Here is a 24,772-nt window from a genome sequence, read left to right as displayed (position 1 = left end):
TCTAACTCTCCAGGTCAAATATGCGTTCCGACAAAGGTCGCCGCATTAAGCTTTTTTCTGCGTGCATAATGGCATTGGTGAGATCTACCTTCAGCTCACCTTGAAGAGCCTCGACTGCGGCCGCGATTTTCTGACTTACTGCGAGGATGCGTTTGGCGTCGGCCCTCCCTTTGGCAGTGAGGGACAAAATCCGCTTGCGGTCGTCGGAAGGGTCTGGCTTCGCGCTGACAAGCCCCAGAGCTTCAGGGGGCCTCAATCGCGACTTCACCAATTGGTGAGATTGTCCGTCAATGCGCGCGATATCAGCAATCGTGCCGGGGCCGTGAACGGACAAGAATACGATGATGGAAACAGACAAGACAGGCGTGATCGCCCCAGCCTCTAAAAGGAGGGATTTGGATTGAAAGCATACCAGGGCGTCTAACCGAGCAGACATGTGAGCCAAGAATGCGGGCCGCAACTCGGGGGCGTATGAAAAGGCATAGTTCGTCATGCTCTACTTGTTACATTATTAAAACTTTTGCGCAAATATTTTATATCCAGAAACTAGCCATGCCGATTTCCGTTGAAACACGCCAATGCGGTGTGCAGTGGATTGCGTCGCCCCTCTACATCAGCATGAATTTTCCAATCTTAGCCGCGATGCGGGTTGCCGACACCGGTATTGAGAAACGCCTTCAAACTGTCGACAAAAAATAAGTCCCACCCTGCTTATCAAACCTCAAAGCAATGGAGACTGGGAACAAGACCAAGGCGTTCCACTGTAATGTCGGTTTCGCGGCCCCTGGCCCTTATGTCCCAGCGCACGCGCGTGTCGAGCCATTCGGTTGCAATTTCTTTGGGCATGTACCAGCGGTTTGGCGATGATGCGCTGGTAGACAAGCGCCCTGGGCCGCGCCGCGCATGGAGCCGGATACCGGACGAGATCCACGACCAGATACTCGAAATGGCGTTGGAGCTATCCGAGCTATCGCCCCATGAACTGGCAGTCACGTTCACCGACAGCAAAGGCTACTTCGTATCAGAAGCCAGTGTTTACCGTCTCTTGAAGGCCCACGACCTAATCACCAGCCCGGCCTTTATCGTAATGAAGGCTGCCAGCGAGTTTAAGGACAAGACCACGGCTCCCAACCAGCTGTGGCAAACCGACTTTACCTACCTGAAGATCATAGGTTGGGGCTGGTATTACCTCTCCACCATCCTCGACGACTTCAGTCGTTACATCATCAGCTGGAAGCTGTGCACACGATGAAAGCTGAGGATGTGACCGATACGTTGGAGATGGCGTTAACAGCTTCTGGCTGTGATCAAGCTCATGTGCTGCATAAACCACGACTGCTCAGCGACAATGGTCCGAGCTATGTTGCCGGAGAACTGGCCGACTGGCTCAAAAACAAAAAGATGCGCCACGTTCGCGGCGCACCGTTCCACCCGCAAACACAGCGTAAGATCGAACGCTGGCATCAAACCCTCAAAAACCGCATCCTGCTCGAGAACTATTACCTGCCCGGCGATCTCGAGAAGCAGGTCGAGGCGTTCGTCGAACACTATAACCACCGGCGCTATCACGAGAGCCTGAACAACGTGACACCCGCCGATGCCTAAAAAACAAGCTGCTTAATATGATACCAAACACTCGCCTATCTTAACTGGCCATGTGTCTCAAATTATCTGACGACGGACAATTAGTTGAAAAAAAGTCGCGTGGCTTCGCTAGAAAATGGGGTACAAACTGACTAAAATTGGGAGCGAGTTATCGATCTAAACCGATAGATATTCAGTCACAAGTTTAGCTATTTTATCCGCCCCCGTATCCATAACCAACGCTTTGATCTCCAAGCACTCGGTAAGCCTACAATTGGGGAAAACTTTTGCCGCTTGACGTGTCGCATCAAGAAGGCCTGATTGAGTGGCGATAAGGAGAATCGAATGGGGGATCGCCGAGAAAATATCTTCAGCTGGATAGGTAAAAGCGGCATGATATCCCAAATATTCACCATTACCCGAACGAGCTTGTTCAAGAAAAAGACTATAAGCGCGATCAAGTGAAATAGGGGCTTTTCGGTCACTTACAGAAAAACGCCAAAATTTTTCGAGACTGATAAGCTCCTCGGTTATAACATGGGGCGACACTGCTTGGTCGTATAATGTTTTTTGCGATGCAATACCGAAATAAGGCACGTCAACAAGTACCATTGATCTCACTCTATCGCCTGCAATGTTGGCAATTTCTGGCGCTACAAGACACCCTGTGTGAAACCCCATCAAATCAACAGGATCTTCGAAGCCCATTTCATCAAGCGTGTCCAGCATCGCTTCTGCATATTGCCTAATGGTTGGTTTGTCTGGCAAGGGATCAGAACCGCCATATCCTGGATAATCCGGAGCGACTACATCTCGATGTGTGTTTAGTAGCGGCGCTATCTTCTCAAAATAGAGACCGCTATAGGGTATCGGCTGCAAACATATTGTGGGCGTACCGGCTTGCAAATTACCGGCTTGCCAATACCGTACATGGATCTGTCCATGTCGGGAATCTGCATAAATGCGCTTCAATTCTCGCTCCAATCTGGCAATTTTGACGTTTCCATTCTTTCCAATTCCGAAAGTTGGTTGAGATAATATCTTCGAATGAACGGGATTAGAATAATGACTGGTAGGCCCAGTATGAGAGGTGCGAGTGACATTGAGTAGCGCAGATTTTCTTCGCCTAAGAAATTATCAGTCAAAAATGCAACCGATGTTGGACCAAGCATTAGTCCGGCCAGGTTTATGCAAACAAAATAAAGTGCTACAACCTGACCGCGTATTTGTCCTGGCGTGATATTCAACAAAGCAGTTATGGCTGTGCCTGCTGCCATTGCAATCCCGACAGTATTAATCGAGATCATCACAAACGCCATTTCCGGATTTGGCATTAGCGGCATAAACCGACCTGTTACAAACATAATAACTACACCACCGATCGTAATACACAGCGGAGCATCTCTGATACCTTTGACTAGCAACCGATCAGCAGCCCATCCAGCAGCGTTGACAGTTAAAGGGCCGAACACCAGCAATATTATTCCATTCACAGTTGCATAACTAGCCGCATCCCAACCCCAGGTGCGTTCAAATAGCGGAGCTCCCCATTTTTGCCCAAATGCTTCGATCATAAGTAAGCACATTAGTGAAACAAATCCAGCAAAAGCTCTCCATCTGACGCCGACATAGTGTAGCATCTCGGAAACACTGGAACTATTTTCTTGGCCCTCCTTAGTTGAGATATACTCCATTCGTGGTGGTTCTCGCATCACTAGGAAAAACAGGCTCAACAATAGCCCGGGGAGCCCTACGATGATGAAGGAAAGCTGCCAAGCGTTCACGATGCCTACAACTGGCAAGCTTATTTTTGGTACCGTTTCTGCCCATGTCAACAGAGCAGCACCCAGTAGTGAGGCTAATCCGGCTCCTAAGGAGGCTGCCATTGTGTAAAAGGCAACGGCGCGCGCTCGCCGTTCCTTTACAAAGCTATCTGAAATCATAGATAGCGCAGCCGGGCTTAATGCCGCCTCTCCGATTCCCACGCCCATACGAGCTATAAATAGTTGAACAAAATTTCTCGCAAATCCTGATAAGACTGTCGCGGCCGACCAGACAGCAATTCCTGCAGAAATGATCCATGTACGTTTTTTGCGATCAACTAGCCAACCAAACGGTAGTCCCATCGTGACGTAAAAAATCGCAAATGCAGGTCCCAATAACAATCCAATTTGAGTGTCGCTTAAACCAAGATCTGTTTTGATTGGCTCTATCATAAGCCCGAGTATATATCGGTCAACAAACGAAACGACGTACGCAATCGTCAACATGAACACGGTGTACCAAGCATATCTGTTGCTTGGATAATCGACTGTGCGGGCGGATCCCAATGTGGTCATAATTGTATCCCGCAAATTAGTTCTAAATGCTCATGCTGTAGGACAAGGCCTCAAGTGGTCAGTTTAACAACTGGGCAACTTCAAAAAAATAACCATCCGGGTCGAAGAAACTCATCAATCGTCGTTTAAAAACGCCGTTATTGGGTGCCGGAAACTCGACATCATGGGGTGCGCTTTGAATATGCACTCCGTCCACCAGTCTAATTTGATCATAAACACTCTGAACGTCTTTGTGATTTAGCACAAAAACTACCCCGCCAATTCCCAGCTTTTTAGGATAATCGGCATCACGTGGTGGGAGAGGGGGGTCAAGATATTCGAGCAGAGCTAAGTTGCCGATAAGTGGGTCGTTTGCTTGGAGTATCACAAGACGTATCCATGAATTTGGTTCGCCCGCCGGGAGGCCTTCGCCAGATACATTCATTTCTTCGTCTAGCCAAAACTTGAGTCCGAGGATTTCGTGATAGATTTTCAAGGAATTTTCTATGCTGCTTACCAGCAAACAAGCTCTGCGAATGTCGGTGGGGACTTTTTCATCTGTGTTTTTGTGGTTCATAGTCGTCTTTCTTGTGTTGGGGAAGTTAACCCGGTTTGCGGCATGTCAAGGTCTGGAGGAAACCGTTTGTATTGCTTGGGCCAGTTGTGACTTCGAACCCTGCTTCGTCGAGAATTCCGCGAAAATCTGAATAGACAAACTGAGGCGACCAAGGTTCGCAATTGTTTCTGTTGTCGTAATCGACAAGAAAATGATGCGCCGGCGACAAAGATTCCCCATTTGTAGGGAAGTCAAAAACTGACCATTCGCCTCCTGGCCGGAGCAAGCGAAATATTTCCTTTGTCACTTTCTTGGTCACTTCGAGCGGCAACTCGTGAAACAAGATATAGACAAGAACAATATCGAATGACGCTTCCTCAAATCCTGTATTTTCCGCCAGTGCCTGTATAAACTCTATATCTATATTGCGCTGTATTGCATTCCAGTGCGCATACCGAACCATCGCAGCGGAAGCGTCGATGCCGATAACCGATGCATCAGGAAATCTTTCCTTTAGTTTGATACTTGCCTGGCCCAAGCTGCACCCGACATCCAGAACACGCCTGACCTTGCCATCCTCTGGTGCTTTGGTCGTATCAACGATTTCCTGATGCAGCTCATCTTGATCGTTAAGCCCAAGATAAAACACTTTGGTCCCATATAAATAATGGCGTCCAGCCAACGCATCGGAAATGTATCCGCCGGGCTGAAGGTGGATCTGATAGCGGAGATATTCTGGTAAGATCAAATTGGGATTGAGTGTTACTTTACCGGGAGATTGGTTTTCCGCTTCCTTGATTTCTGTTTCCAGCTGGTCTCGTACAGGTTCAAAACAATCGCGTGCCCTTCTCCAAGCCATTTCTTGGTGCGTCCGCATGAACCGTTGCCATGCTTTTGCACTAAACAGTTGGCTGCTTACTGCTCGAATATCATCCAGATCAGGCTTACTTTCTTGATCATTCATTCGTTCATCGACCAATGTATCAATAATCTCAGACAATGGAGGGAACATTCCGTGCCGGAAGTTAATCCGGACATCTTTAACAAAGTCTAGATAGCTTTCGTCGGCTAGTTTGGGCGTGCGTGGTAGAATGCCAATATTTCCGCGGCTCATTGTTTTTTCCTCGTGAATTTTTAGGATTTTCGCTCTTGAAATGACGTAAAGGATGGGGGCAGTTGGCGGCGCGTAAAGCTTCGAAATATTCTGTTAATCATTTCTGCTCTTGCGGCGTCGCGCTGCTGTTGAAGTTCTGGAGAAGCAACATGCTGTTCGACGAGTTCGCAAACATCGACCGGGTTTCTATTGCTTAGCTCTTTGCTCAACGCTTCTTCCAATATCATTATCCGATCTTGGCAATTCCACAACGACGCCGACATTTCCAATAAGGAATCCAATATGTTATCGATTAATGGGTCATCAAAAAATTCTTTGCCAGGTCCATCAATTTCATCGCTGCTGACCCAAGGTTGATTGGAATTTTCACTATTTGCAGACATGTCTATCTCTTTACTTTGATGTGGGTTCGGAATCGGAATTTCTGATCGGGCTCTCATGATCCTCGGGACGCATAATACCAATTTCATTTTGGCTTAAATACGCTCCTGGTGGTCGATCAAATGGCTCAGGCTGAGGCTCACCTTCATTCTTTTGACGGCCAATAGCTTCGAACCAATGTTCCAACCCGGGCGGTGAAAAGACCCACATGGTTTTTAGCTGCCTTGTGCCCGTATTCTCCAGGTGGTGAAATGTTTTTGGGCCAACCAATGCAAGTGAACCGGGTTCAAGCGGATAGGATTCACCTTCTATAGTTACCTGTCCATTGCCTTCAAAAACAAAGATCAGCTCATGATTTTCGTTATGGGCGTGGCGCTTTACATTGACACCGGGCTCAAACACTTGAAAGCCAACTGAGTACCGGTCAAATCCGGTGATACCTGGTGTAAGTTTTACAGTTGCATAGCCGCCCGTTGGTTTGGGCTGCCAAAAGCTTTTCCCGTGATCTGGTGGTACGATGAAGGAATTTTTACCTGCGCATATTGCCATTAGCTATGTCCTTGCCAAATCGTGTTCGGTGATAAATTTGTCGATAGTTTTGTTGAAGCTGTCTGCGTCTTCAAAATAGGGCGAATGCCCGGTATTCGGAATTTCTGTATAGTCGGCGTTCGGCATCGCAGCTTGCACGGCTTTTACGAAGCGTGGTGCGAAGAGAAAGTCTCCTTGGCCGACAATGAACATAATTGGTACTTCGGCGGCAACCAATCTAGGCAGGCTAACTGGCTCAAAATTTCCCTGTAAACTTCTGCGGTTTACGCCATTGAATGCTGAGATATGCGAAAATAGATAGGAAAGTGCGGGTTTGTTGGTTCGCGTATATTTATCCATTGCGCGCTCATTTTGTGCCAAGTGCTCACACCGTGAACGTTCTTCTTGGAGTGCAAATTTGATATCTTCAGGGATATCGAGCCCTAACAAAGTATCGGCCATTACAAGAGCAGATACATTGTTCGGATTTTTCGCGAGATAGCCGCTGCAAGCGATGCCGCCCATTGATTGACCGATGAGGATGGGGTTTTTCAAGTTGAGATCATCTATTAGAGCGGCCAGATCATTCACAAATTCGCTGCGTCCGAGCATGTCCGGGTCCTCTGATCGACCAAAACCGCGATGGTCGAATATAATGACGCGGTGCGTTTGGGCCAGAAACGGAACCTGCTGCCACCAGGCCAAGCTATTGCCGCCCACGCCATGTGCAAGAATGATAGGCGGGTCGCCGTGACCGTGCGTTTCATAGTATATCTTGGCGTTATGTGTTTCCAGAAAAGGCAATTGTTACTCCAAAATTGAACGTCATCCCGGTTGTGAGATGACCTGTTCTTCCTTTGCTATTTGTTCGCCAAATGGCTTGCGACCAAACAAAAAAACAATTGCGGCGCATGTAAAACCGATCGAACATACAACACTTATGGATATTCCCACTTTATCTGGATCTCCCACAACGTAGTCGGTAAACAGTGCAACAATCCAAGGTCCACAGCCTTGGCCAATCAAATTCACAATCAGCATATATATGCCCATCACTTGACCTCGCAGGCGATTAGGAACCAGAAGAGGAAGTGCTGTCGGGCCCGTGCCGTAAGGCATCGAACCAAAAAACATGACCGGGGCAAGCAACCAAAGAGATAGCTGCAGGTCGTCAACCAGGGGGTAAAGCACTATGAACGGAATCGCGCAAAATACAGCGATCAGCCCAGCGAGGATATTTGAATCAGAGCGACCCCGTCCCTTAAGCCAATCGGCTAAGAAACCACCGCAGATTACGCCCGCGCCGCCGAAGACGACAAAATATAGGCCAAAAATGCTCCCAATTTCTGCCGGCGTCATACCATAAGTGCGAATGTAAAAAGATGGTGTCCAAGAAGCAATGGAATAGAGTGACATCGCGACCAAGCTGGTGCCAAAAATGATCGGTGCCAGTGTGGCTTTGTTTGATTTCAGATAGTGCCAACCATCGCGTAACGAATAGACTTCCCCACCATTGTCATGGTTAGCTCCAGTACGCTTCGGTTCTTTGACCGTCAGAAGCAAAAGAACGACCAGCAGTAATCCTGGTAGTGAAACGGCCATAAATGTGAGCTGCCACGGACTCACGGAGCCAACAAAAGGCAAGTTTGGATTGTCCATGTTATCCATGGCGCCATAAATTTGGCCGCCAATTATCAATGCCAAGCCGGCACCAAAAAAGGTTGATCCATTAAATATCGACAGCGCCCTGGTCAGTGTTTTACGCGGAAAGTAGTCCGCCAGCATTGAAAAGCCGCCTGGAAACAATGTGGCCTCTCCGATGCCAACTATCATACGCGCGACAAAGAGTTGCCAAAAATAGCGCGATAGTCCGCACAGCGCCGTTGCAAAGGACCACAACACCATTCCCAGCGCAATTATCTTTTTGCGATTACGTCCATCCACCATTCGTCCCAGAGGGATTGCAGCAAGGCTGTAGAATAGAGCGAAGGCAAAGCCCTGTAGCAAACTGATTTGAGTATCCGACAACCCCATGTCAGCCTTGATTGGGTCTACCAACAAATTGATGATTTGGCGGTCCAAAAAAGAGATGACCGACGCTAAGCAGAGAACAAAGAGTACATAAGAAGGATAAGCAAGGTTCCCTTCTTCTGTTTCGCTATGTTCTCTCGTCATATTCATTTGCTGTATCGGTCCGCTGCAAGTGCTGATCGGCGATTCTCTAATTCACATATAAGTATGTAACATGCAACATATAGAATGTGCTGTTATCACAAATATTGCCACCTAACACAGCAAGTCAACCCATTTGTTGCATCATTGCAACGGTTCTCGTCAACCTGGGTGTGGTCAATATCACTATTATATCAATGTGTTATTCCATTTTCAATTTTTAGTATCGCAACTTTAGCGACATATATGGGTTGCAGTTTTCCTCATATGTGTATTTGATTTGCCATTCTTTCAACCCTGGGTTAATGTTCGTGAATTCGTTTTCGACCAAGATCGTCTTTAGATTATTACCTTGATTGAGGTCTGAATAGATGAACAGGAGGAAGGATATTATGAACAATGCACTTTTGGGAGCTTCAAGCCGATTTGCTCTGCCAGCTTTTGCAGGTGTGTTTGCAGCAAGCGGTGTGTTTGCACCGGCTGTCTACGCGCAATCATCCAGTGAAGATGCTACTGCGGAATCGATTGGGAATGTGATCGTTGTTACGGCCCGGAAAAGAGCCGAATCAATTCAAGATACACCAATAGCTGTGACGGCATTCGACAACGCAGAAATTGAAAGTGCGGGTTACGAGAGTGTTCTTGACATAGCACAGGCGACCCCAGGTCTTAATATTGAATCGTTCAACTCTGCGCCGGGGCGGCTTGATACGCAACCAAGGTTTAGAGGTGTCGTTTTTGATGCTGCCGGAGAGCCTTTATCTCGAACTGGCCTCACCTTGATAGATGGTATTGTGGTCACAGGCGGCATTCAAGGCATTGGTGTCGGCGAATTGGAACGCGTTGAGGTCATCAAGGGGCCGCAATCAGCGCAGTTTGGGCGTAACTCTTTCTCCGGCGCGATAAACTATATCACAAAAGACCCTGCCGATGAGTTTGGGGTAAATGCTACTTTCTTAGCAGCAACACGAGATGAATATCGTGCGTCCGTTAGCGTGGAGGGGCCAATCATTCCAGAAATTTTGAATTTCAGACTTAACGGAAGCTATAACTATAATGGAGGCCACTTCACCAACACAGCCGTACCGGGTCAAGAATTGGGAACCGAGGAGACGTGGGCCATTAGCGGTGCGTTGCTTTTCCAACCCACCGACAAATTGAAATTTAAGATCAGAAGCCGCTATTATCAGGATAATGACGGCCCAGCTGCTATTCAAGCAACGGCCGGTGTAATTCAACATAATTTTGGTGGATTTCCAGTTGCCAATGGCGTGACTGATCGAACGGCGCCATTTGCCGGAGTCCCAACTTCTGGGGAGCTTGCAGCGAATACTAGGACCGAAACCGCTTTTCGTGGACGGGTTTCACAGCCCGCGTTGGCGAGCATCGGCTTAAACACCAGTCAGGCCGTATTTGATACCATTGTAAGCAATACCGGCAATATGGGGCAAACCGATTTCTTGAGTGACCTTGGCATTTCATTGAACGAATTGGGCGGCTTCGGGATCCGACGTGAAGCATTCCGCATTGGTGGTGCAATGGAGTATGAGTTCGGTGATAACTTGCGGTTTGATGCGCTATTTGGCTACAATGATGAAGCGGTACTTGGTGTTTTCGATTTCGACGGTACGACGGATGCTTCCTTTGTTTCAGCTTCTGGAACGAGCATAGAAGATATCAGTGCAGAGATTCGCGTGTCGGGCTCCTTGTGGGATGAACGTGTGAATTGGTCTTTGGGAGGCAACTACTATAAAGCAGATGTCATCTCCGATGGCGGCTTTGGCTTTGGATCAGGTGGCTTGTTCGGTGGCTTTCTGGATTCGCCAAGTGAAAACAGCGCTCGTACTCTAGGTGTTTTTGGCACATTAGATGTTGAAATCATAGACGGTCTAACCGTATCCTTGGAAGGCCGGTATCAAGGAGATAGAATTAGTGAACCGGGCGCGAACTCGACTGTCGCAGGTGCCGCACCGATTTCCCCGTCTACCTTTAACAAGTTTTTGCCTCGTGTGGTGGTCAGTTATGAGCCTACCGATAATACGCTCCTATACGCCAACTACAGCATCGGAAATTTACCTGGTGGATTTAATGATACCATTGCGGAATTGGATGCAACAGAGCTTGCCGCAGTTCGAGCCTTAGCACCTGGTGCAGATGTGGTTTTCGATGAGGAAGAACTTGAGAATTACGAGATAGGTTGGAAACAGACGACAAGTGACGGTAACTTTTCATTCAATGTTGCTGCTTTCTATATGAAACGCTCGGACGAGATTTTTACCAATGTCGTCCAGATTCTGGATAATTCAACCATGCCGCCTGGTGTTCAGACGATTACCTTCACCGACAATGGGGCATCTACACGCATTTACGGCTTCGAATTGGATTGGACAGCCAGACCGATTGAAAATCTAACGTTCCAAGGCTCGTTCGCCTATGTAAACTCTGAGATTGAATCTTTTCCAGCGACAAGTGACGCCGGTGATTTTAATGATATCTTTGGTGACGAGGCAAATGTTGCAGGACAAGAAGCACCACGCTTCCCACCTATAACTGCGTCATTAAGTGCTATTTATACACAGCCAGTGGATATGGGCTTCTTCGACGAGATCTTCGTCCGTGCGGACGGCTTCTTCACCAGCAGCTATTTTGATAGCAATGCAAACTTGACGGAAATCGATGATCGCCTTGACGTCAACCTTCGGGCTGGATTGGGCGGTGAAAACTATCGCATCGAGTTTTTTGTCACGAATTTGCTCGGCGAAGATACACCTACTAGCATCAACAATATTGCTGACACGTCTAGTAATACCGGGTTGTTTGATTTCCGCCGCGAAGGTTCGCAGATTGCTTTGCATCCGCGCCGGCAATTTGGTGTCAGAACCTCGTTTAACTTTTGAGTTTGATAATATAATAGATGGCAAAGGGGCGGGAAACCCACATCACTTCCCGCCCCCTTTTTGTAGATGTAACTGGCAGGAGTCATGAAATGGCTGCTTATATGCTTATTACGGCTCATGTGTCAGACTGGCCGAAGTTTCGAGAAGGTTATAGTCTCGCAACTGCAGAGCTTGTGCGTAAATATGGTGGAAAATACATTCTTATTGCTCGTGACGCCAAACTACTCGAAGGCGCGTTTGGCGAGAATGCAGCTTTTGTCATTTCACAATGGCCTGATCTTGAAGCCGCGAAAAAATTTTGGGATAGTCCGGAATATCAGATGCTGAAGAAAAAGCGCGAGCAGATTTCAGATTGTCAAGTTCTGCTGGTTGAAGGTGAATTGTCGGGCGCGAGATAACGATGTTCGAAAAGAGAATCGCTTAAAACTGTTTTTTTACTCCATATTGCTTGGCAAGCTTTTTCAATGATTTGACATGATCCTTGGCGCTGACACGTATCCGTTCTGTCGGACCAACGATACTCACAACAAGTCTTTTACGTGAAACTTCGGATAAAATCGGCATACAAACAGCGCTGATTCCTCCGATCTGTACATCATAGTCTATAATGTAGCCGTCCGTTTTCAGAGATTCGACCCGTTCTTTCATTGAGGGAGAGTTAAGTATTTCGTATTGATCGGGGTCCTTTTTTTCGAGTTTAGCTTTGAGGCCGTGCATTTCATCGTCGGATAATCCAGCCAAAAGACACGTTCCGGCGACGGTATGTGTGATGGGAAGCATTAACCCTTCTTGCATGCGCACGCCAATGGGATAGATTGATTCATGACCGTAAATGATCTTAGCATGAATATCTAAGCGGCGAACGAGACTGATTGTCTCTTGTGTTTCTTCATTGAGCCGTTTCAAAAATTCTATAAGCCGTCCTTCATCTTCCACTCTATCCAACAACCAGCCAAACAATTCTGTCAAGTTTCGAGATGGCAAGAAAGACCTATTGGCTCCATCATATTCCATATAATTCAAGGCTCGCATGCTGTTTAAGAGCGCGTGGGTACTGGTAGGTGGCAAGTCCAACTCACGGGCCACTTCAACGGCCTGTAGGGGTTTGGCTTCTCTACGGAATAACTCGAAAATTTCGAATACTCGTTTTACAGATTTTACGACTGCTTCTGCCATGCAAATTCCTATTTTTCATGCGGGATCAATTCATATAAAACAATCTGATGCCCATCATAGTCAGAAAAACCCTGTTCTTTTACACTATAGCCGTCATAATCTGCCGCGTAAAACTCTGATGTTTTGAGGCCAAGTTTTTTGATGTTGGTAATGCTCTCATTTATGTCAAGTACTTCTATTACATGAACGGCGGAATATGGGGAGGGGGGTGTCCGGGTCGGTGTCAGCTCAACCCCTTTGACTTCACTCAATGCAAGAGTGCGCATTTCCTGTTTGGAATTGAGCGACACAAAGCGCATCTCTGCATTGTCGGGTGCACCGAAAATATGATGACCGAAAGATGCCAGCGGGGAGCTACTAATTGTGTTTGGTTCAAAGCCGAGGGCATCGCGATAGATTTTGAGTGACCGGTCAATGTCTGAAACTACAAGAGCGACGCGTTTGAAATGAACTCCTTCTTTTTTTGTAACCATGGCTTCCTCTATCGTTAGACCTGCAATTGTGGGGGTTTTTTTTTCAGGTTGGCTGGTCTCGCTACAAGCTGTTACAATGGCCAACATCCATAGGGTCATGATTTTTTTGCTCATACTAAGTCCTCTCCAATTCAATCCGTAAGTCGATGGCATAGCTGTCACTTAATCCAGAAATTTTTTTGTTACTTCAGCCAGTTTTTCAGGTGAGATTATAAATCCACTATCTTTCACTTCCGATAAGTAGACATGCTGGGCATCAGAAAACAGATCTTTGGCTGCTCTGGTTTCTTCATTGAGACTGCCGTCTATCGAAATCAGCAGAACCTTTTGCTTAACCATGGGAAAGCGTTCTTCAGCCTTATAGGTAAAAACGCCATGATAAGCGTGCCAGCATTGCGGATAACATTGCATTAAGTCGGCTAAATTTGTCTGAGCTTCTTCTAGCGTCAAGCCGTGCTTCATGGCCCGGGTTGTGAATTCCCATTGATCGTCCAGGTGAGAGCCGTCTGTGGAGATATGGCTCTCTTTAACACTTTCTACGTAAAAATTTTCTCGTGTGGTTGCAGCGAAATAGGCGAGGCCGGGAAGTACCAGTCGCCGGGCTAGATCTGGTCTTTGGATTGCAACTTCTGCGGCAATAAGAGTACCGGTGTGATAGCCCAACATATCGACCGCCCCATTGCCGGATTCACCATAACCGAGTTCATCTAGGGCTTTGATCGCAGCGCTAGCCAAACCGGTTATCGATTGCGGCTTTCTCGGCGCTGTTGAATCCCCATAACCGGGGGTATCAAATGCAATGACCACACGATCTTTTGCAAGCAGGGGTATGAAATCACGATAATAAACACTCGAATATGGTGTTGGGTGGAATAAGAATATCGGAGTTTTTGCGACCCCATTTACCGGCTTTGCTATGCGGATATGAATTTGGCCAAAAGGTCCGTCGACAAAGCTCCTTTTGATGCTGATCCCCGAAGAGGTCGCTAGAGCTTGCTCAGAGTTTAGCAGCAACCCAATTGATATGAAAACACATATACCAACGGTTCGGTTTATGACGATATTAAGCATGTTTCGTCTTCCGAAAAAACGCGACACCAGAACAGAAAATCTTTGTAAAGTTGTTTCTGCACGATTTCTGCGAAGCTTTAGAAGGGCATAGAGAATATGTCGTATCAATAGCATCGCAACGATCCAGATTGCGGACTGACCGCATTGCTCAAATTATTTTGTTTCATTATCTTGCTGATTTAAAGGTAGCGCGGCAGCGCTTCCATCTTGGGGTTGTTCATAATACGAACCAAGCGGCTTAGTGTATGAACACGCTCTCGAATCGATCGAATTGCAAGCGCGGTTGCCAATGCGTTCTCATGCCGGCCGTAGCGGAACAGCCCCCAAGCCAGATCGCGCTGGGTTGCACTCTTCAGTGATGTGGCTGATCCAAAGGGGGTGTTGGGAATATCGTCAATTAGCTGTCTCGATATTTCAAAATTGCCGCTCATGGCAGCGGCTCCGGCTATTTCGTAGAGAGAGTAATGTCGCATAGCCTCATTCTCTTCCTGCCGCGCCAGTGATATCGATTCATTGATTATGGACAGAGAAGTTCTTTCTCTCCCTACGTCGCCAAGACGTGTAGCGATCCGGCTCATAGAACGCGCGCGCTCATGAAAGCTTCTCGCTTTACGAGCGCTTTCACGCGCTTCCTTGAAATATTGATCCGCCTTATCAACATGACCTGCACGAACATAAGCCTGGCCAATATCGCGAAGCGCTGCAGCGATGAAATAGCCGTTGTCTTGCTCTCGCGCCATTTGCGCGGCTTCTGCCAGCATTTTTTCAAATACTGTTTTGTCCCCCTTTTTATCAGCCATAACGGCGATATCAGAGCGCACCATGGACCTGTAGTAAGCAATGCTCATCGTCAGATCTTGAGCAACTGAATAGGCTGCATCAAATTCTCCCGACTTGGCTAACCTTGCTGACAGTTTTCGAAAGGTAATTGCTTTGTTGCCCGCTTGCGATCCGGTTTGTTCTGGCATTGCTTTGGCAAGCTCTATTGCAATTACAATTTCACCGTGTGTACCCACACCCACTATCCGTTTTCCGTTAATATCGGCACGCTTATCCTCGTTCGTGACAGAAGATGATAATGATCTGACGTTTTCGAGCAACATCAATGCCTTACCATTTCTGCGTATAGAATATATGGAAATTGCGACGTCGCCTAATGCACTATCTCGCGCAGTGCCTTTGGGCAGGGTGGATATTTTCTCCAGCGACCTCGTCAACAGAGCAATTGATTTTTCAGGATTGCTGTTACTGTCATAAGCAACAGCAAGCTCCGCCGCACTCGTTGCCCAGGCTGAGCCATCCTCTATTTCGGTCAAAGATTTTTCAGCGGTTTGGAGAATACAATAAGCTGAAACAGTTGTGGGGGCGCAAGTTATTTTTTTTCCTTCGGCTTTTGCATCGATGGCAATACCGCAACCTGCAAGAAAAAACGCTAAGACAGTGCTAGCCACCTGAATCCCAATTTTCATTACTGAATCATCCTATGTTATTGAGGCTTTGATCAACTGTTCGCATTCTGGGTGAACCAAACATTGATCAAGCTCCTTTTCTGTGCCCTGCTTTGGTTGCGTTAAATTTCAAAATATTCGATTTACACAATCAAGTTCAATACATATATGTGCATAATCTACCCCATTTATGGTAGAACGCAAGGAAAATCTAGGTGACTTTTCAGACGCACATCAGCGGGAAAGAGGTATTTTTTGCAACCAGATAAACCCAATCTAAAAAATCGACTTCAGCAACAGGATATCTTATTGCTTCCGGGTATTTATGACGCTTTGTCTGCTGTTTTGGCTGAGACAGAAGGATTGGAAGCTGCTTTCTTGTCAGGATCTGCTGTAGCTTTCACCCAATTGGGCCGGCCTGACGTAGGCCTTTTGACGCTAACGGAGATGAGTGCAATATGCGCGCGGATAACAGACCGTGTTAATCTTCCAATTGTTGTTGATGTTGATAGCGGTTTTGGAAATGCCTTACATACCAGTCGTACGGTCAGAGAATTTGAAAGAGCAGGCGCGGCCGCTATTCAAATAGAAGATCAGATTCCCATAAAGCCAGCAAATGCGCTAACCACTAGAACATTGATCAGCATTGATGCGATGAGAGACAAGATCAAGACTGCTGTTGATGCTCGTAAAAAAGAAAATATGTTGGTAAGCGCCCGATCAGACAGTCCTTTCGTCGAAGATTTGAGCCAAACACTTGAACGGGCTGCCGCATATCGTGATTCAGGTGCAGATATTATATTCATTGAGGGGTTAAAAACGATAGAAGCCGTTGAAAAAGTTGTGGCAGTAGCAGAAGGCTTGCCAGTTTTTTATAACCTCATTCAAAAAGATAGTGAAATTCAAACAATTCAACAGCTATCCAACATCGCTGTTTCTGGGGTCATTTTGCCAACAGCGGTGAGCTTGCCCGTGGCGAATACATTGCGGAATTGTTTCAAAGCATTAGTGGCTGAACCAAATTCTAACGATAGCTCCCGGCCAATGACATTATCGGACCTTAATTCCGTTTTAGGACTTCCCGAGATGTTGGAATATTACAATGACATTTCTGCATAATCCATCATATCGACTTTGAAACCAAAATTTTGATCGATCGATAATTTGTATAACAGATGGCCCACTGCCAAATCTTGGGCGGCTAAACCGAGAGATTTATAGACAGTAATTTCACCATCATTCTGCCGACCACAATTCGGATTTTGAACCACCTCTCCAATTTCTGCAGAAATATGATCTTTGTCGATCGCACCACCTTCAATCGCACGCAATAACTCTCCTGCAGCGGCCATTGCTGCTGGTCGGTAATCGACGAAGAAGCGCGAACGTTTGACAACTTCTTGATCGGCTTCGGCTGATGAGGCAGTAGCGGCGCCTACAAGATTAATGTGAGTGCCAGGCTTGAGCCAAGCACCCAGTAAGATCGGTTCGCTGGATGAAGTTGTAGTGCAAATCAAATCAGCCCTGCTAACGGCTTCTTCAGCATGCCTAAGTGCATGAACTGAACAGTTGGTTTCTCGCGCCATGGATGATGCAAAAAATTTTGTTTTGTCCTGATCTCTACCCCAAATAAGAATAGTGCTTGGATTGCGTACTGCGAGCATAGCACGAATATGACGTTTTGCTTGTTCACCGTTGCCCATGATCGTCAATGTAGAGCAATTTCGATTTGCTAGGAGGTCAGTCGCCAACGCACTAGCTGCAGCTGTGCGAATAGCTGTAAGTGACGCGCCTTCAATCATCGCCAAGGGAATGCCTAGTTTCGAATCGAACACCAGCACCATACCAACATGTGTTCCATATTTGCTGCCCTCGGCCCGCGGATATTTGCAGACTAGTTTTATTCCAAAGCAATCAGGATCGTTCATAGCGCCGGGCATGAGAGCCATTTTTCCTTCGCGGCCCATTATTGGTATGAACTGCCGGATTGGGAGATGTGTTTTTTCTCGCGAAACAGCCGTCATGGCATTTCTTACTGCTTCCAAACAAATCTTTGTGGTCAAATACTTTTCTACCATAGATGAGGTTATTATCTTCATTATTCTTCCCGCTTTATGACCGGCGGTTCGAGTATCCGAAAAAGTGATTGTTCATATCCCAAAATGAACAACCGCCCATTTGTAGCACCGACCCGTCAGGTAACTGCGCATCCCATTGAACATATTCAGATTGGATCTGCGAGCCCGTTTTCCTGACCCGTTCTAGTATAAGTGCAGCATCATCTGCTTGAACGAGATGAACAACCGGACTAGGTTTTCCTTGTGTGTCGCTTCCCTGTTTCATCCATTGTAAGAGCGCGAGCGGTTCGTGCCCCCGTTGATTATTTGCTAGAGTTACAAGACGCAATACATCTCCTTCTTTGCCGTTAGGCAGTAGGGAGCTTGGCAACACCATGGTGGTATCAAGTTGAGAGGTCATATCGAATATATCACCATACCATTTGATGGCGTAATCGATATCATCGACAAATATCGATGTTCTTAAATATTGGCACGCCATGGCTTATCATCCGGTTTTCAGATGTTGTGATTAGGAATCAAATCCTGCTATATGAATTAGCGCTACATGTATATGTGTTTCACTTCGTGCGATCAACAATTTGATAACAGGTATATGTCCTGTTGGACGAAATGCACAACGGAACACAAGCAGTCAGGATTGGATACCATTGTGACGGTCAGAGATAGTCTAAAAGCAGCCCAAGATTTTGCTGCAAGAAATAACAAACTGTTCGTGAACGGTGAATTTGTGGACAGCACATCTGAAGATATTATCTCGTCCATTAATCCCTCAACGGGAGAAAAATGGGGCGATGTGCAGGCAGCAAGTTCGGTCGATGTGAATAATGTAGCCCAAGCTGCAGAACAATGCTTTCATAAAATATGGTCCAAAGTTTCTCCGCGAGAGCGGGAGACAATGTTGCACCGTTTTGCAGATATACTGGAGAAAAATGGCGACGTGATTTGTGCCATTGATGCCTGCGATAGTGGGCGGCTCTTCGGAGCCGCTGCGCAAAACTCGGATTTGGTGAAGGTAGGTGCCGCACGAATTGAAACATTGATTGATACGATACGGTATTTTGCGGGCTGGCCGACAAAAATTGCTGGTCAGTCTTTCCCCTTGATTCCACAGCCTGGCACGACATCTGTGTGTTCTATGCAAACGATTTTGGAACCGATTGGTGTAGTAGCGTGCGTTTTACCGTGGAATGCGCCAGCCCTATTTATGATAAACAAAGTTATACCTGCCCTAGCGGCAGGATGTACAACCATAGTCAAGCCCGCGGAACAAACCCCGATGAGCGCGTTGTTTATTGCATCGCTGTTTCGAGAAGCCGGATTTCCTGCTGGTGCGGTCAACGTGATTAATGGAAATGGCCCTATTGGTGCAGATTTGTGCCAAAATCCATTGGTAAAGAAAATTACTTTCACAGGCTCTACAGAGGTTGGACGAAAAATATCTCAGGCAGCGAGCTCCACGTTTAAGAGATTGACGCTCGAATTGGGCGGGAAGTCTGCTTTCATAGTAATGCATGATGCCGATATTGATGCGGCGGCAATTCACGCACGGGTTTCCGGTTATGGAAACGCTGGCCAGTTTTGTATGTGCCCGTCGCGACTATTTGTTGAAAAGTCGGTCCTATCTTCCTTTGTCGAAAAACTGGCGGCATTGGCAAATAACATAGTGGTTGGTGACGCACTGGCGCCTGAAACCACTATGGGACCAGTCATTACAAGACAAGACCGTGATCGTATTGACGAGACGGTTTCAGACGCGCGCGCAGAGGGAGCAGAACTTATATTTGGAGGCGAGATATTGGACCAACCGGGACATTTCTTTCAACCAACTCTCCTCAGTGTGGCCAATCCTGAAAGTCTCATTGCCCAAAAAGAAGTATTCGGACCAGTGTTGACATTGATTCCGTTTGACAGGCAGAACTTGGATTGGTTGGTGACTATGGCCAATGATACCGAATTTGGTCTTGCCGCAAGTCTTTGGACCAAAGATCTGTCAGTAGCGCATCGTTTGGCAAGCCAACTAGAAGCAGGCATCATAACGGTCAACACACATCCGGGAATTGATCCGATGATACCCTTTGGCGGTGTTAAGAATTCAGGAACGGGCCGCGAATTTGGACACGAAGGGTTTGCAAGTTTTCTGGAAACGAAAAGCTTACACATTATGGTTTGACTGATGTCGACCGCTGGGCAGCGACATATACCGGAGAATTAGCCACCCAGCAATTTCTATCCCAGCTGCTCCGCAACCGCAAAGGCGGCGCGCTCACCCGATTCCATTGCACTTTCCATACCACGATTATTGAATTCCGTGTGCTCTCCGGCGAAGTGAATTCGGCCGGCTGGTGTTGCTACATGTTGCCCAAATTTAGTGATCTGACCGGGACGCCAAGCAGCATAGGCGCCGCCTGCGAACGGATCTAGTTGCCATGACCAATATTTAGCAAATTTTAGGGCTCCTTTGGTGCTTGGTCTAATTTGCTCCAAATAGTTCAGCATAAATTGCGCCGAAGCTTCGGGCCCCAAGCGGTCATGATGATTAGCTAAAGCGTCGTTGGTAAAAGCGATAAAACTGGTGATCTCCTCAGGGTTGCTTGGATCATTCCGAAGGGCCATGAAACGCCCGATCGGTCCATCACACCACATGGATGGCGCAAGGCCATCGTCTTCCCAAAACTTGCGCGTAGGGATAAAGTGCAAATGCGTGACATTTGTATATCCCATGGTTGCAATCGCTTGCCGTTTTAAAGGATGCATAGGCGCATCCAAACCAATTAGCCGCAATGCTGAAAATGGAGCCGTTACGATAACTTGTTTTGCCTTCAGAATCTGACCATTTTCCAAATGAATCTCGGCATGGCTGTTTTCATGCCGAATACCAATGACTTTTGTATCTAAATGAATATCGGTTTTGACATTATTGGCCATGCCTTCTGGAATTCGTTGATTACCGCCTGCTCCGGCCTGGGTTTCGCCGCCTCCAGAGGCCATGCGGCCGAAAGCGATGACATGATACATCAACAGTGCGGAGAGACCGAATTTGCCATTGACGTCGCTGTAGCTCATATTTGTGCCAGCAGCCAGCTGGGTGGCTTTCTCACTAAAACCTTTCTTTTTGAAATGTTCGTAAACGGAAATGTCAAACGATTCCAGATTCAGATTGGAATCCAGAATATCACCTGGTGCAGAAAGTGGATTGTCATCTCCATAAAGCCCATATTGCATGGAACCTGGCAGTTTCTCTTTATATTCTTTCGGAAAGGGATTGAGGGGGTGATCAGCCCATTTATCAAAGGGGATATGCGTACCGTTGATAGTCAGCATGGAAATTTCTGGAACTGGAATGGTCCGAGCCCGCTCGAGCCCCATCGGAATATCGTATCGGCGGATTGTCCCGAGCAGCCTTCCATAAATGCTACCAATGCCGGCACCGCCTGCTTCGGGTGCTCCAGGAACATCATCTAACGTGTATAGTCTCCCGCCAACCCGGTCGCGCCCCTCGACCAAAGTTACGTTATAGCCCATTTCTTCAAGTAGAAGTGTTGCATTCAATCCTGAAAGTCCGGCACCGATGACCACAACGTCTGGATCTTTGGCAAAGGGCTTTTTTACCTTTCCCTTGGCTGTTTCTTGTTTGTCACCTTTACAACTGCTCAAACCGATTGCCGCGGCAGACCCGGCCAATGCAACCGAGCCAGCTTTTAGTAAGGTTCGCCTTCTTATCTCCACCTTATTCCTCTTTCCCTTAGCAGCAGATTTATCTGAACGAGCAGAGTATATGCTGAAGTTAGCTTTGATCTATTTACATCATTGGGTAATTGTTTTACACATATGTGGATATCGGTCAAGCGAGCGTAAGGAGATTTATGAGTGTTCAGTCTTAACATTATTACCAGATCAATGGTGTTGGTTGCGGCGTTTTCTATTGGTGTTGTCCCATATGCAACCGACTCTTTCGCTATTGCAGGAAAATCGCAATTATCAGGAAATGATGCAAATGCGATTGCCATGAAAATAATGAACTGGTGGAGTGGTGATTATGACAATGATGCTCAAATAGATGCTCTGCGCGCAGATGGAGCGCCAATCTGGATAGAAGGGCAAGCTGAGAAGGGGCAAAATATGGGTGGGCATTTGCCCATGCGGTCCCATTATCGACCTGTCGATCTGCCTCTATTTGGAGAACGAGTTCTCTACGTCGAGGAATTCTCGTTTGGCGACAAGCCCTATAGACAACGTATATATACAATTAACGTCGACGAAATAACGAACGAAGTACGCGTTAAACTATGGTATTTTAGTGACGAAGGCAAAAAGAAATATGCCAACGCATATATTGATACTACTCGGCTTTCAGATCTCAAACCCGAGGAAATGTCACCACTGCCAGACAATTGCGATATGATTGTCAAACGAGCAGACGACGGAAAGCTGCATATGGTTATGCCCGATTGCACCTTCGGAAAAAAGGTATTCGACTATCAGGTCAAACTTTCTAAAGATGAATTTTGGTTTCGCGACCGCATAGCTGATGCAGAAACTAAAATTGTCACTATGACCGCAGGCTCTTTTACCTATCACAAACTCAAGCGTTCCAAATAAATTGCAAAAAAAACCAAAATATCGTGAATTCCTTAATGTCCAAAATTTTGATACCCTTATTATTCGGTAGCGCGCTCCTTGTATCCTGTTCACAGTCTGGAACATCCGAGTCTGATCAACAATCTGCAAAAAAAACAGAATCCGTTGAACCTGCTTCTCCGGCTGAGCCGATGAACGAATCAAATACGCCCAAGGCGAATTCCAAAGGTATGGTCGCATTTTTGAAGTGTCGTAGTTGTCATACAATCAACAGCGGAGAACCAAATCTTACTGGTCCCAACCTGCACGGCTTGTTTGATTCAAAGGCTGGCTCAAAAAATGGTTTCGCATATTCCGAGGCCTTGGCTTCTTCTGGAATAATATGGAGTCCAGAAAAGCTGGACGCCTGGCTTAGTAATCCGAGAACATTTTTGCCGGGAAACAAGATGGCCTTTGCAGGCGTTCCAAATCCTGACGAACGTAAGGCGTTAATCGAATATCTTGCTCAGGAAACTCAATAGATCATTCTCAACGTCAAAGTAAGCGTTATGAAGCCGAGACATCATTCTATATTTGCAGACCTGTTCGATAATCATCACCTGAATGTGGAAACTAGTGGCAGCACATGTTGCCTCGGTATTGTTTTCAGATTTCATACAAACCTTAAAATATGTTAACTGGATGGCCCGCTTCCGAGTAACTGCTGGGATTAGAGATCTTGATGAAACTAAGGACCAATTCTCCCTACTCGCTAACACAATGCCTGTATTTGCGTCGTTCGAAGGGAGCTGGGCAGGTGAACATCAACATTTCAGTAATAAAGGACAGCTGCTCAATGCTCATCGCGGGATAGTACAGCACCAATTTCCTCAAACTGGCACCTATGCACACATCCAGCGAAGCCAGTTTTATTGGGAAGATGGTCAAGAACAGATGATTGAACAACGAAGCATCTTTCACGATGATCAACTGATTTGGGAAAAAGGCCCGTTTCAGGGATGTATAAGGGAAACCAGCTACGGAAACGTGCTCGTTAACATCACCCAAAGGACTGCACCACAGCTATGTTTGAATGAGTTTGTGAATGTGGAGTCTAACGGAAACGCACGATTGCGTACTAGAATTTGGCTGAAAGATGGGAGGTTGTTCAAACGCACGCTGTGTTATGAACATCGAATGGACAACCACTGTTCAGAGGCGCTGTGTCCACTTGCCCCAGATTGTCCCCCGTCAGCATTCGATAGACAGATGTAAGTTATGTAGGATGTGAGTATTTTGGTATCATCGTAGTGACGTAAGGAACGAAGATGAGATCAAAACAGAAAAATTCTAAAGCCCGTGCAGAGCGTGTGGTGAAGGACATCCGCCGTCAGACCCGCAAACAATATAGCGCAGAAGAGAAGATACGGATCGTGCTGGAGGGTCTGCGCGGAGACGATACAATCGCCAAGATATGCCGCCGTGAAGGTATTGCACAGGGTGTATATTACAAATGGTCGAAAGACTTCATGGAAGCAGGTAAGAAGAGGCTTGCCGGTGATACGGCTCGTGCGGCTAACAATGAAGAAGTGACAACGCTTCGCCGTGAAGGTCGCGATCTGAAAGAAGTGGTGGCCGAACTCACGCTGGACAACCGCCTGCTCAAAAAAAGCATGACCGGGGATGGGGGCGAAGACGAATGAGATACCCTGCCACTGAGAAGCTTGAGATTATCAAGTTGGTGGAGCGTTCGCATCTGCCGGCCAAACAAACGCTGGACCGGCCCGGCCTACCTTCTACCGCTGGTATGATCTGTATCAGCGATTCGGCGAAGACGCACTGGAAGACAAGCGCCCTGGTCCTCGGCGGGCATGGAATCGGATACCGGATGAGATCCACGATCAGATACTGGAGATGGCACTGGAACGCTCCGAGCTAAGCCCACGCGAGCTGGCGGTAACGTTCACGGACATCAAGGGCTACTTCGTATAGGAAGCCAGCGTTGTCGGCTCCTCAAGGCCCATGACCTGATCACCGGCCCCGCCTTTATCGTGATGAAGGCGGCCAGTGATTTTAAGGACAAGACCACTGCACCCAATCAGCTATGGCAGACTGATTTTACGTACTTGAAGATCATCGGCTGGGGCTGGTATTATCTCTCCACCATCCTCGACGATTTCTCCCGCTACATCGTCTCGTGGAAGCTGTGCACGACCATGCGGGCTCAGGATGTCATCGATACCTTGGAGCTCGCGCTGACAGCCTCTGGCTGCAATCAGGCCCATGTTCTGCATAAGCCGAGACTACTGTCTGAAAACGGTCCCAGCTAGAAGATAAAGTCTATTATCGATACAAACGCAATGAAGTCAAACAGCGGACGTGAATGGCTGCTTATGAGGACCTTTAATTTGGGGGC

Annotated in this window: 23 protein-coding genes and 2 pseudogenes; 9 read left to right on the top strand and 16 right to left on the bottom strand. The window is 47.0% G+C overall.

Annotated features, from left to right (window positions below):
• Position 1: 1 nt before the first annotated feature.
• Positions 2 to 493 (bottom strand): MarR family winged helix-turn-helix transcriptional regulator, encoded by a 492-nt coding sequence (locus tag DK507_RS00350; protein WP_109354029.1) that lies wholly within the window; start codon positions 491 to 493, stop codon positions 2 to 4.
• A 354-nt stretch (positions 494 to 847) separates the two neighbouring features.
• Here DK507_RS00350 and DK507_RS00345 point away from each other — a divergent pair.
• Positions 848 to 1,599 (top strand): annotated as a pseudogene (locus tag DK507_RS00345) (IS3 family transposase); the annotation flags it as partial.
• A gap of 162 nt (positions 1,600 to 1,761) precedes the next feature.
• Here the strand turns inward: DK507_RS00345 and DK507_RS00340 are convergent.
• The 8 genes from DK507_RS00340 to DK507_RS00305 are packed head-to-tail and all read right to left on the bottom strand — an operon-like array spanning position 1,762 to position 8,656.
• Complete coding sequence (locus DK507_RS00340; protein WP_162558821.1) at positions 1,762 to 2,556, bottom strand: alpha/beta hydrolase; 795 nt, start codon at positions 2,554 to 2,556, stop codon at positions 1,762 to 1,764.
• On the bottom strand, positions 2,553 to 3,923 hold the full coding sequence (locus DK507_RS00335) for an MFS transporter (RefSeq protein WP_109354027.1): 1,371 nt from the start codon (positions 3,921 to 3,923) through the stop codon (positions 2,553 to 2,555). Before DK507_RS00335 ends, DK507_RS00340 begins: the two co-directional genes overlap by 4 nt.
• A 58-nt stretch (positions 3,924 to 3,981) precedes the next feature.
• Positions 3,982 to 4,479 (bottom strand): hypothetical protein, encoded by a 498-nt coding sequence (locus DK507_RS00330; protein ID WP_109354024.1) that lies wholly within the window; start codon positions 4,477 to 4,479, stop codon positions 3,982 to 3,984.
• Between the two features lie 25 nt (positions 4,480 to 4,504).
• Complete coding sequence (locus DK507_RS00325) at positions 4,505 to 5,572, bottom strand: class I SAM-dependent methyltransferase (RefSeq protein ID WP_109354023.1); 1,068 nt, start codon at positions 5,570 to 5,572, stop codon at positions 4,505 to 4,507.
• Positions 5,573 to 5,592: 20 nt separating this feature from the next.
• Positions 5,593 to 5,955 (bottom strand): hypothetical protein, encoded by a 363-nt coding sequence (locus tag DK507_RS00320; protein WP_109354022.1) that lies wholly within the window; start codon positions 5,953 to 5,955, stop codon positions 5,593 to 5,595.
• A 10-nt stretch (positions 5,956 to 5,965) separates the two neighbouring features.
• Positions 5,966 to 6,502, bottom strand: coding sequence for a cupin domain-containing protein (locus tag DK507_RS00315; RefSeq protein WP_109354021.1), 537 nt, complete (start codon positions 6,500 to 6,502; stop codon positions 5,966 to 5,968).
• Positions 6,503 to 6,505: 3 nt separating this feature from the next.
• On the bottom strand, positions 6,506 to 7,285 hold the full coding sequence (locus DK507_RS00310) for an alpha/beta fold hydrolase (protein ID WP_109354019.1): 780 nt from the start codon (positions 7,283 to 7,285) through the stop codon (positions 6,506 to 6,508).
• A 21-nt stretch (positions 7,286 to 7,306) separates the two neighbouring features.
• Positions 7,307 to 8,656: an MFS transporter gene (locus tag DK507_RS00305; protein WP_162558820.1), complete on the bottom strand. Its 1,350-nt coding sequence runs from the start codon at positions 8,654 to 8,656 to the stop codon at positions 7,307 to 7,309.
• A gap of 389 nt (positions 8,657 to 9,045) precedes the next feature.
• On the opposite strand from DK507_RS00305, the gene DK507_RS00300 reads away from it, so the two are divergent.
• Together DK507_RS00300 and DK507_RS00295 are read left to right on the top strand one after the other, a co-directional pair.
• The gene (locus DK507_RS00300; RefSeq protein WP_162558819.1) at positions 9,046 to 11,550 is read left to right on the top strand and encodes a TonB-dependent receptor; all 2,505 of its coding nucleotides are present in this window, start codon (positions 9,046 to 9,048) and stop codon (positions 11,548 to 11,550) included.
• 89 nt (positions 11,551 to 11,639) lie between these two features.
• Entirely contained in the window at positions 11,640 to 11,948 is a 309-nt protein-coding gene (locus tag DK507_RS00295; protein ID WP_162558818.1) for a DUF1330 domain-containing protein, read from the top strand.
• A 22-nt stretch (positions 11,949 to 11,970) separates the two neighbouring features.
• Here the strand turns inward: DK507_RS00295 and DK507_RS00290 are convergent, their stop codons facing one another.
• The 4 genes from DK507_RS00290 to DK507_RS00275 form a co-directional block, all read right to left on the bottom strand.
• Complete coding sequence (locus DK507_RS00290; RefSeq protein ID WP_109354013.1) at positions 11,971 to 12,726, bottom strand: IclR family transcriptional regulator; 756 nt, start codon at positions 12,724 to 12,726, stop codon at positions 11,971 to 11,973.
• 8 nt (positions 12,727 to 12,734) lie between these two features.
• Positions 12,735 to 13,313 carry a VOC family protein gene (locus DK507_RS00285; protein ID WP_109354012.1) on the bottom strand — a complete coding sequence of 193 codons (579 nt, stop codon included), beginning with the start codon at positions 13,311 to 13,313 and terminating at the stop codon, positions 12,735 to 12,737.
• Positions 13,314 to 13,361: 48 nt separating this feature from the next.
• On the bottom strand, positions 13,362 to 14,270 hold the full coding sequence (locus DK507_RS00280; RefSeq protein WP_162558817.1) for an alpha/beta fold hydrolase: 909 nt from the start codon (positions 14,268 to 14,270) through the stop codon (positions 13,362 to 13,364).
• A 179-nt stretch (positions 14,271 to 14,449) separates the two neighbouring features.
• Positions 14,450 to 15,739, bottom strand: coding sequence for a hypothetical protein (locus DK507_RS00275; protein ID WP_109354009.1), 1,290 nt, complete (start codon positions 15,737 to 15,739; stop codon positions 14,450 to 14,452).
• A 234-nt stretch (positions 15,740 to 15,973) separates the two neighbouring features.
• On the opposite strand from DK507_RS00275, the gene DK507_RS00270 reads away from it, so the two are divergent.
• The gene (locus tag DK507_RS00270) at positions 15,974 to 16,837 is read left to right on the top strand and encodes an oxaloacetate decarboxylase (RefSeq protein ID WP_109354008.1); all 864 of its coding nucleotides are present in this window, start codon (positions 15,974 to 15,976) and stop codon (positions 16,835 to 16,837) included.
• On the opposite strand, the gene DK507_RS00265 is transcribed toward DK507_RS00270, so the two are convergent.
• Together DK507_RS00265 and DK507_RS00260 are read right to left on the bottom strand one after the other, a co-directional pair.
• Positions 16,816 to 17,817 (bottom strand): ornithine cyclodeaminase family protein, encoded by a 1,002-nt coding sequence (locus tag DK507_RS00265; RefSeq protein ID WP_109354007.1) that lies wholly within the window; start codon positions 17,815 to 17,817, stop codon positions 16,816 to 16,818. The genes DK507_RS00270 and DK507_RS00265 overlap by 22 nt on opposite strands.
• Before the next feature lie 13 nt (positions 17,818 to 17,830).
• Positions 17,831 to 18,277, bottom strand: a complete 447-nt coding sequence (locus DK507_RS00260; RefSeq protein ID WP_109354006.1) for a VOC family protein — start codon at positions 18,275 to 18,277, stop codon at positions 17,831 to 17,833.
• Positions 18,278 to 18,436: 159 nt separating this feature from the next.
• Here DK507_RS00260 and DK507_RS00255 point away from each other — a divergent pair, with 159 nt between their 5' ends.
• Positions 18,437 to 19,969, top strand: coding sequence for an aldehyde dehydrogenase (locus DK507_RS00255; RefSeq protein WP_162558816.1), 1,533 nt, complete (start codon positions 18,437 to 18,439; stop codon positions 19,967 to 19,969).
• 56 nt (positions 19,970 to 20,025) lie between these two features.
• Here the strand turns inward: DK507_RS00255 and DK507_RS00250 are convergent, their stop codons facing one another.
• A complete protein-coding gene (locus DK507_RS00250) occupies positions 20,026 to 21,525 on the bottom strand; it encodes an NAD(P)/FAD-dependent oxidoreductase (RefSeq protein ID WP_162558815.1) in 1,500 nt (499 codons plus the stop codon).
• Positions 21,526 to 21,666: 141 nt separating this feature from the next.
• Here DK507_RS00250 and DK507_RS00245 point away from each other — a divergent pair, with 141 nt between their 5' ends.
• From DK507_RS00245 to DK507_RS00230, 4 genes and pseudogenes are all read left to right on the top strand, one after another.
• Positions 21,667 to 22,398, top strand: coding sequence for a chromophore lyase CpcT/CpeT (locus DK507_RS00245; RefSeq protein WP_109354003.1), 732 nt, complete (start codon positions 21,667 to 21,669; stop codon positions 22,396 to 22,398).
• A gap of 35 nt (positions 22,399 to 22,433) precedes the next feature.
• A complete protein-coding gene (locus tag DK507_RS00240) occupies positions 22,434 to 22,898 on the top strand; it encodes a cytochrome c family protein (protein WP_109354002.1) in 465 nt (154 codons plus the stop codon).
• A gap of 94 nt (positions 22,899 to 22,992) precedes the next feature.
• On the top strand, positions 22,993 to 23,631 hold the full coding sequence (locus tag DK507_RS00235) for a hypothetical protein (protein ID WP_162558814.1): 639 nt from the start codon (positions 22,993 to 22,995) through the stop codon (positions 23,629 to 23,631).
• A 53-nt stretch (positions 23,632 to 23,684) separates the two neighbouring features.
• Positions 23,685 to 24,683 (top strand): annotated as a pseudogene (locus DK507_RS00230) (DDE-type integrase/transposase/recombinase); the annotation flags it as partial.
• Positions 24,684 to 24,772 lie beyond the last annotated feature (89 nt).

This window comes from Sphingorhabdus sp. EL138 (assembly GCF_900258045.1).
GTDB lineage: Bacteria > Pseudomonadota > Alphaproteobacteria > Sphingomonadales > Sphingomonadaceae > Parasphingorhabdus.
The sequence above is the reverse complement of the archived record's forward strand: the minus strand, read 5'-3'. Positions and strand labels throughout refer to the sequence as shown.

Excerpts from the sequence above, each read along its gene's own strand:
- DK507_RS00350 (WP_109354029.1), bottom strand. The coding sequence starts at position 493 with ATGACGAACTATGCCTTTTCATACGCCCCCGAGTTGCGGCCCGCATTC.
- DK507_RS00335 (WP_109354027.1), bottom strand. The coding sequence starts at position 3,923 with ATGACCACATTGGGATCCGCCCGCACAGTCGATTATCCAAGCAACAGA.
- DK507_RS00330 (WP_109354024.1), bottom strand. The coding sequence starts at position 4,479 with ATGAACCACAAAAACACAGATGAAAAAGTCCCCACCGACATTCGCAGA.
- DK507_RS00325 (WP_109354023.1), bottom strand. The coding sequence starts at position 5,572 with ATGAGCCGCGGAAATATTGGCATTCTACCACGCACGCCCAAACTAGCC.
- DK507_RS00320 (WP_109354022.1), bottom strand. The coding sequence starts at position 5,955 with ATGTCTGCAAATAGTGAAAATTCCAATCAACCTTGGGTCAGCAGCGAT.
- DK507_RS00315 (WP_109354021.1), bottom strand. The coding sequence starts at position 6,502 with ATGGCAATATGCGCAGGTAAAAATTCCTTCATCGTACCACCAGATCAC.
- DK507_RS00305 (WP_162558820.1), bottom strand. The coding sequence starts at position 8,656 with ATGACGAGAGAACATAGCGAAACAGAAGAAGGGAACCTTGCTTATCCT.
- DK507_RS00300 (WP_162558819.1), top strand. The coding sequence starts at position 9,046 with ATGAACAATGCACTTTTGGGAGCTTCAAGCCGATTTGCTCTGCCAGCT.
- DK507_RS00295 (WP_162558818.1), top strand. The coding sequence starts at position 11,640 with ATGGCTGCTTATATGCTTATTACGGCTCATGTGTCAGACTGGCCGAAG.
- DK507_RS00290 (WP_109354013.1), bottom strand. The coding sequence starts at position 12,726 with ATGGCAGAAGCAGTCGTAAAATCTGTAAAACGAGTATTCGAAATTTTC.
- DK507_RS00285 (WP_109354012.1), bottom strand. The coding sequence starts at position 13,313 with ATGAGCAAAAAAATCATGACCCTATGGATGTTGGCCATTGTAACAGCT.
- DK507_RS00280 (WP_162558817.1), bottom strand. The coding sequence starts at position 14,270 with ATGCTTAATATCGTCATAAACCGAACCGTTGGTATATGTGTTTTCATA.
- DK507_RS00275 (WP_109354009.1), bottom strand. The coding sequence starts at position 15,739 with ATGAAAATTGGGATTCAGGTGGCTAGCACTGTCTTAGCGTTTTTTCTT.
- DK507_RS00265 (WP_109354007.1), bottom strand. The coding sequence starts at position 17,817 with ATGAAGATAATAACCTCATCTATGGTAGAAAAGTATTTGACCACAAAG.
- DK507_RS00260 (WP_109354006.1), bottom strand. The coding sequence starts at position 18,277 with ATGGCGTGCCAATATTTAAGAACATCGATATTTGTCGATGATATCGAT.
- DK507_RS00240 (WP_109354002.1), top strand. The coding sequence starts at position 22,434 with ATGTCCAAAATTTTGATACCCTTATTATTCGGTAGCGCGCTCCTTGTA.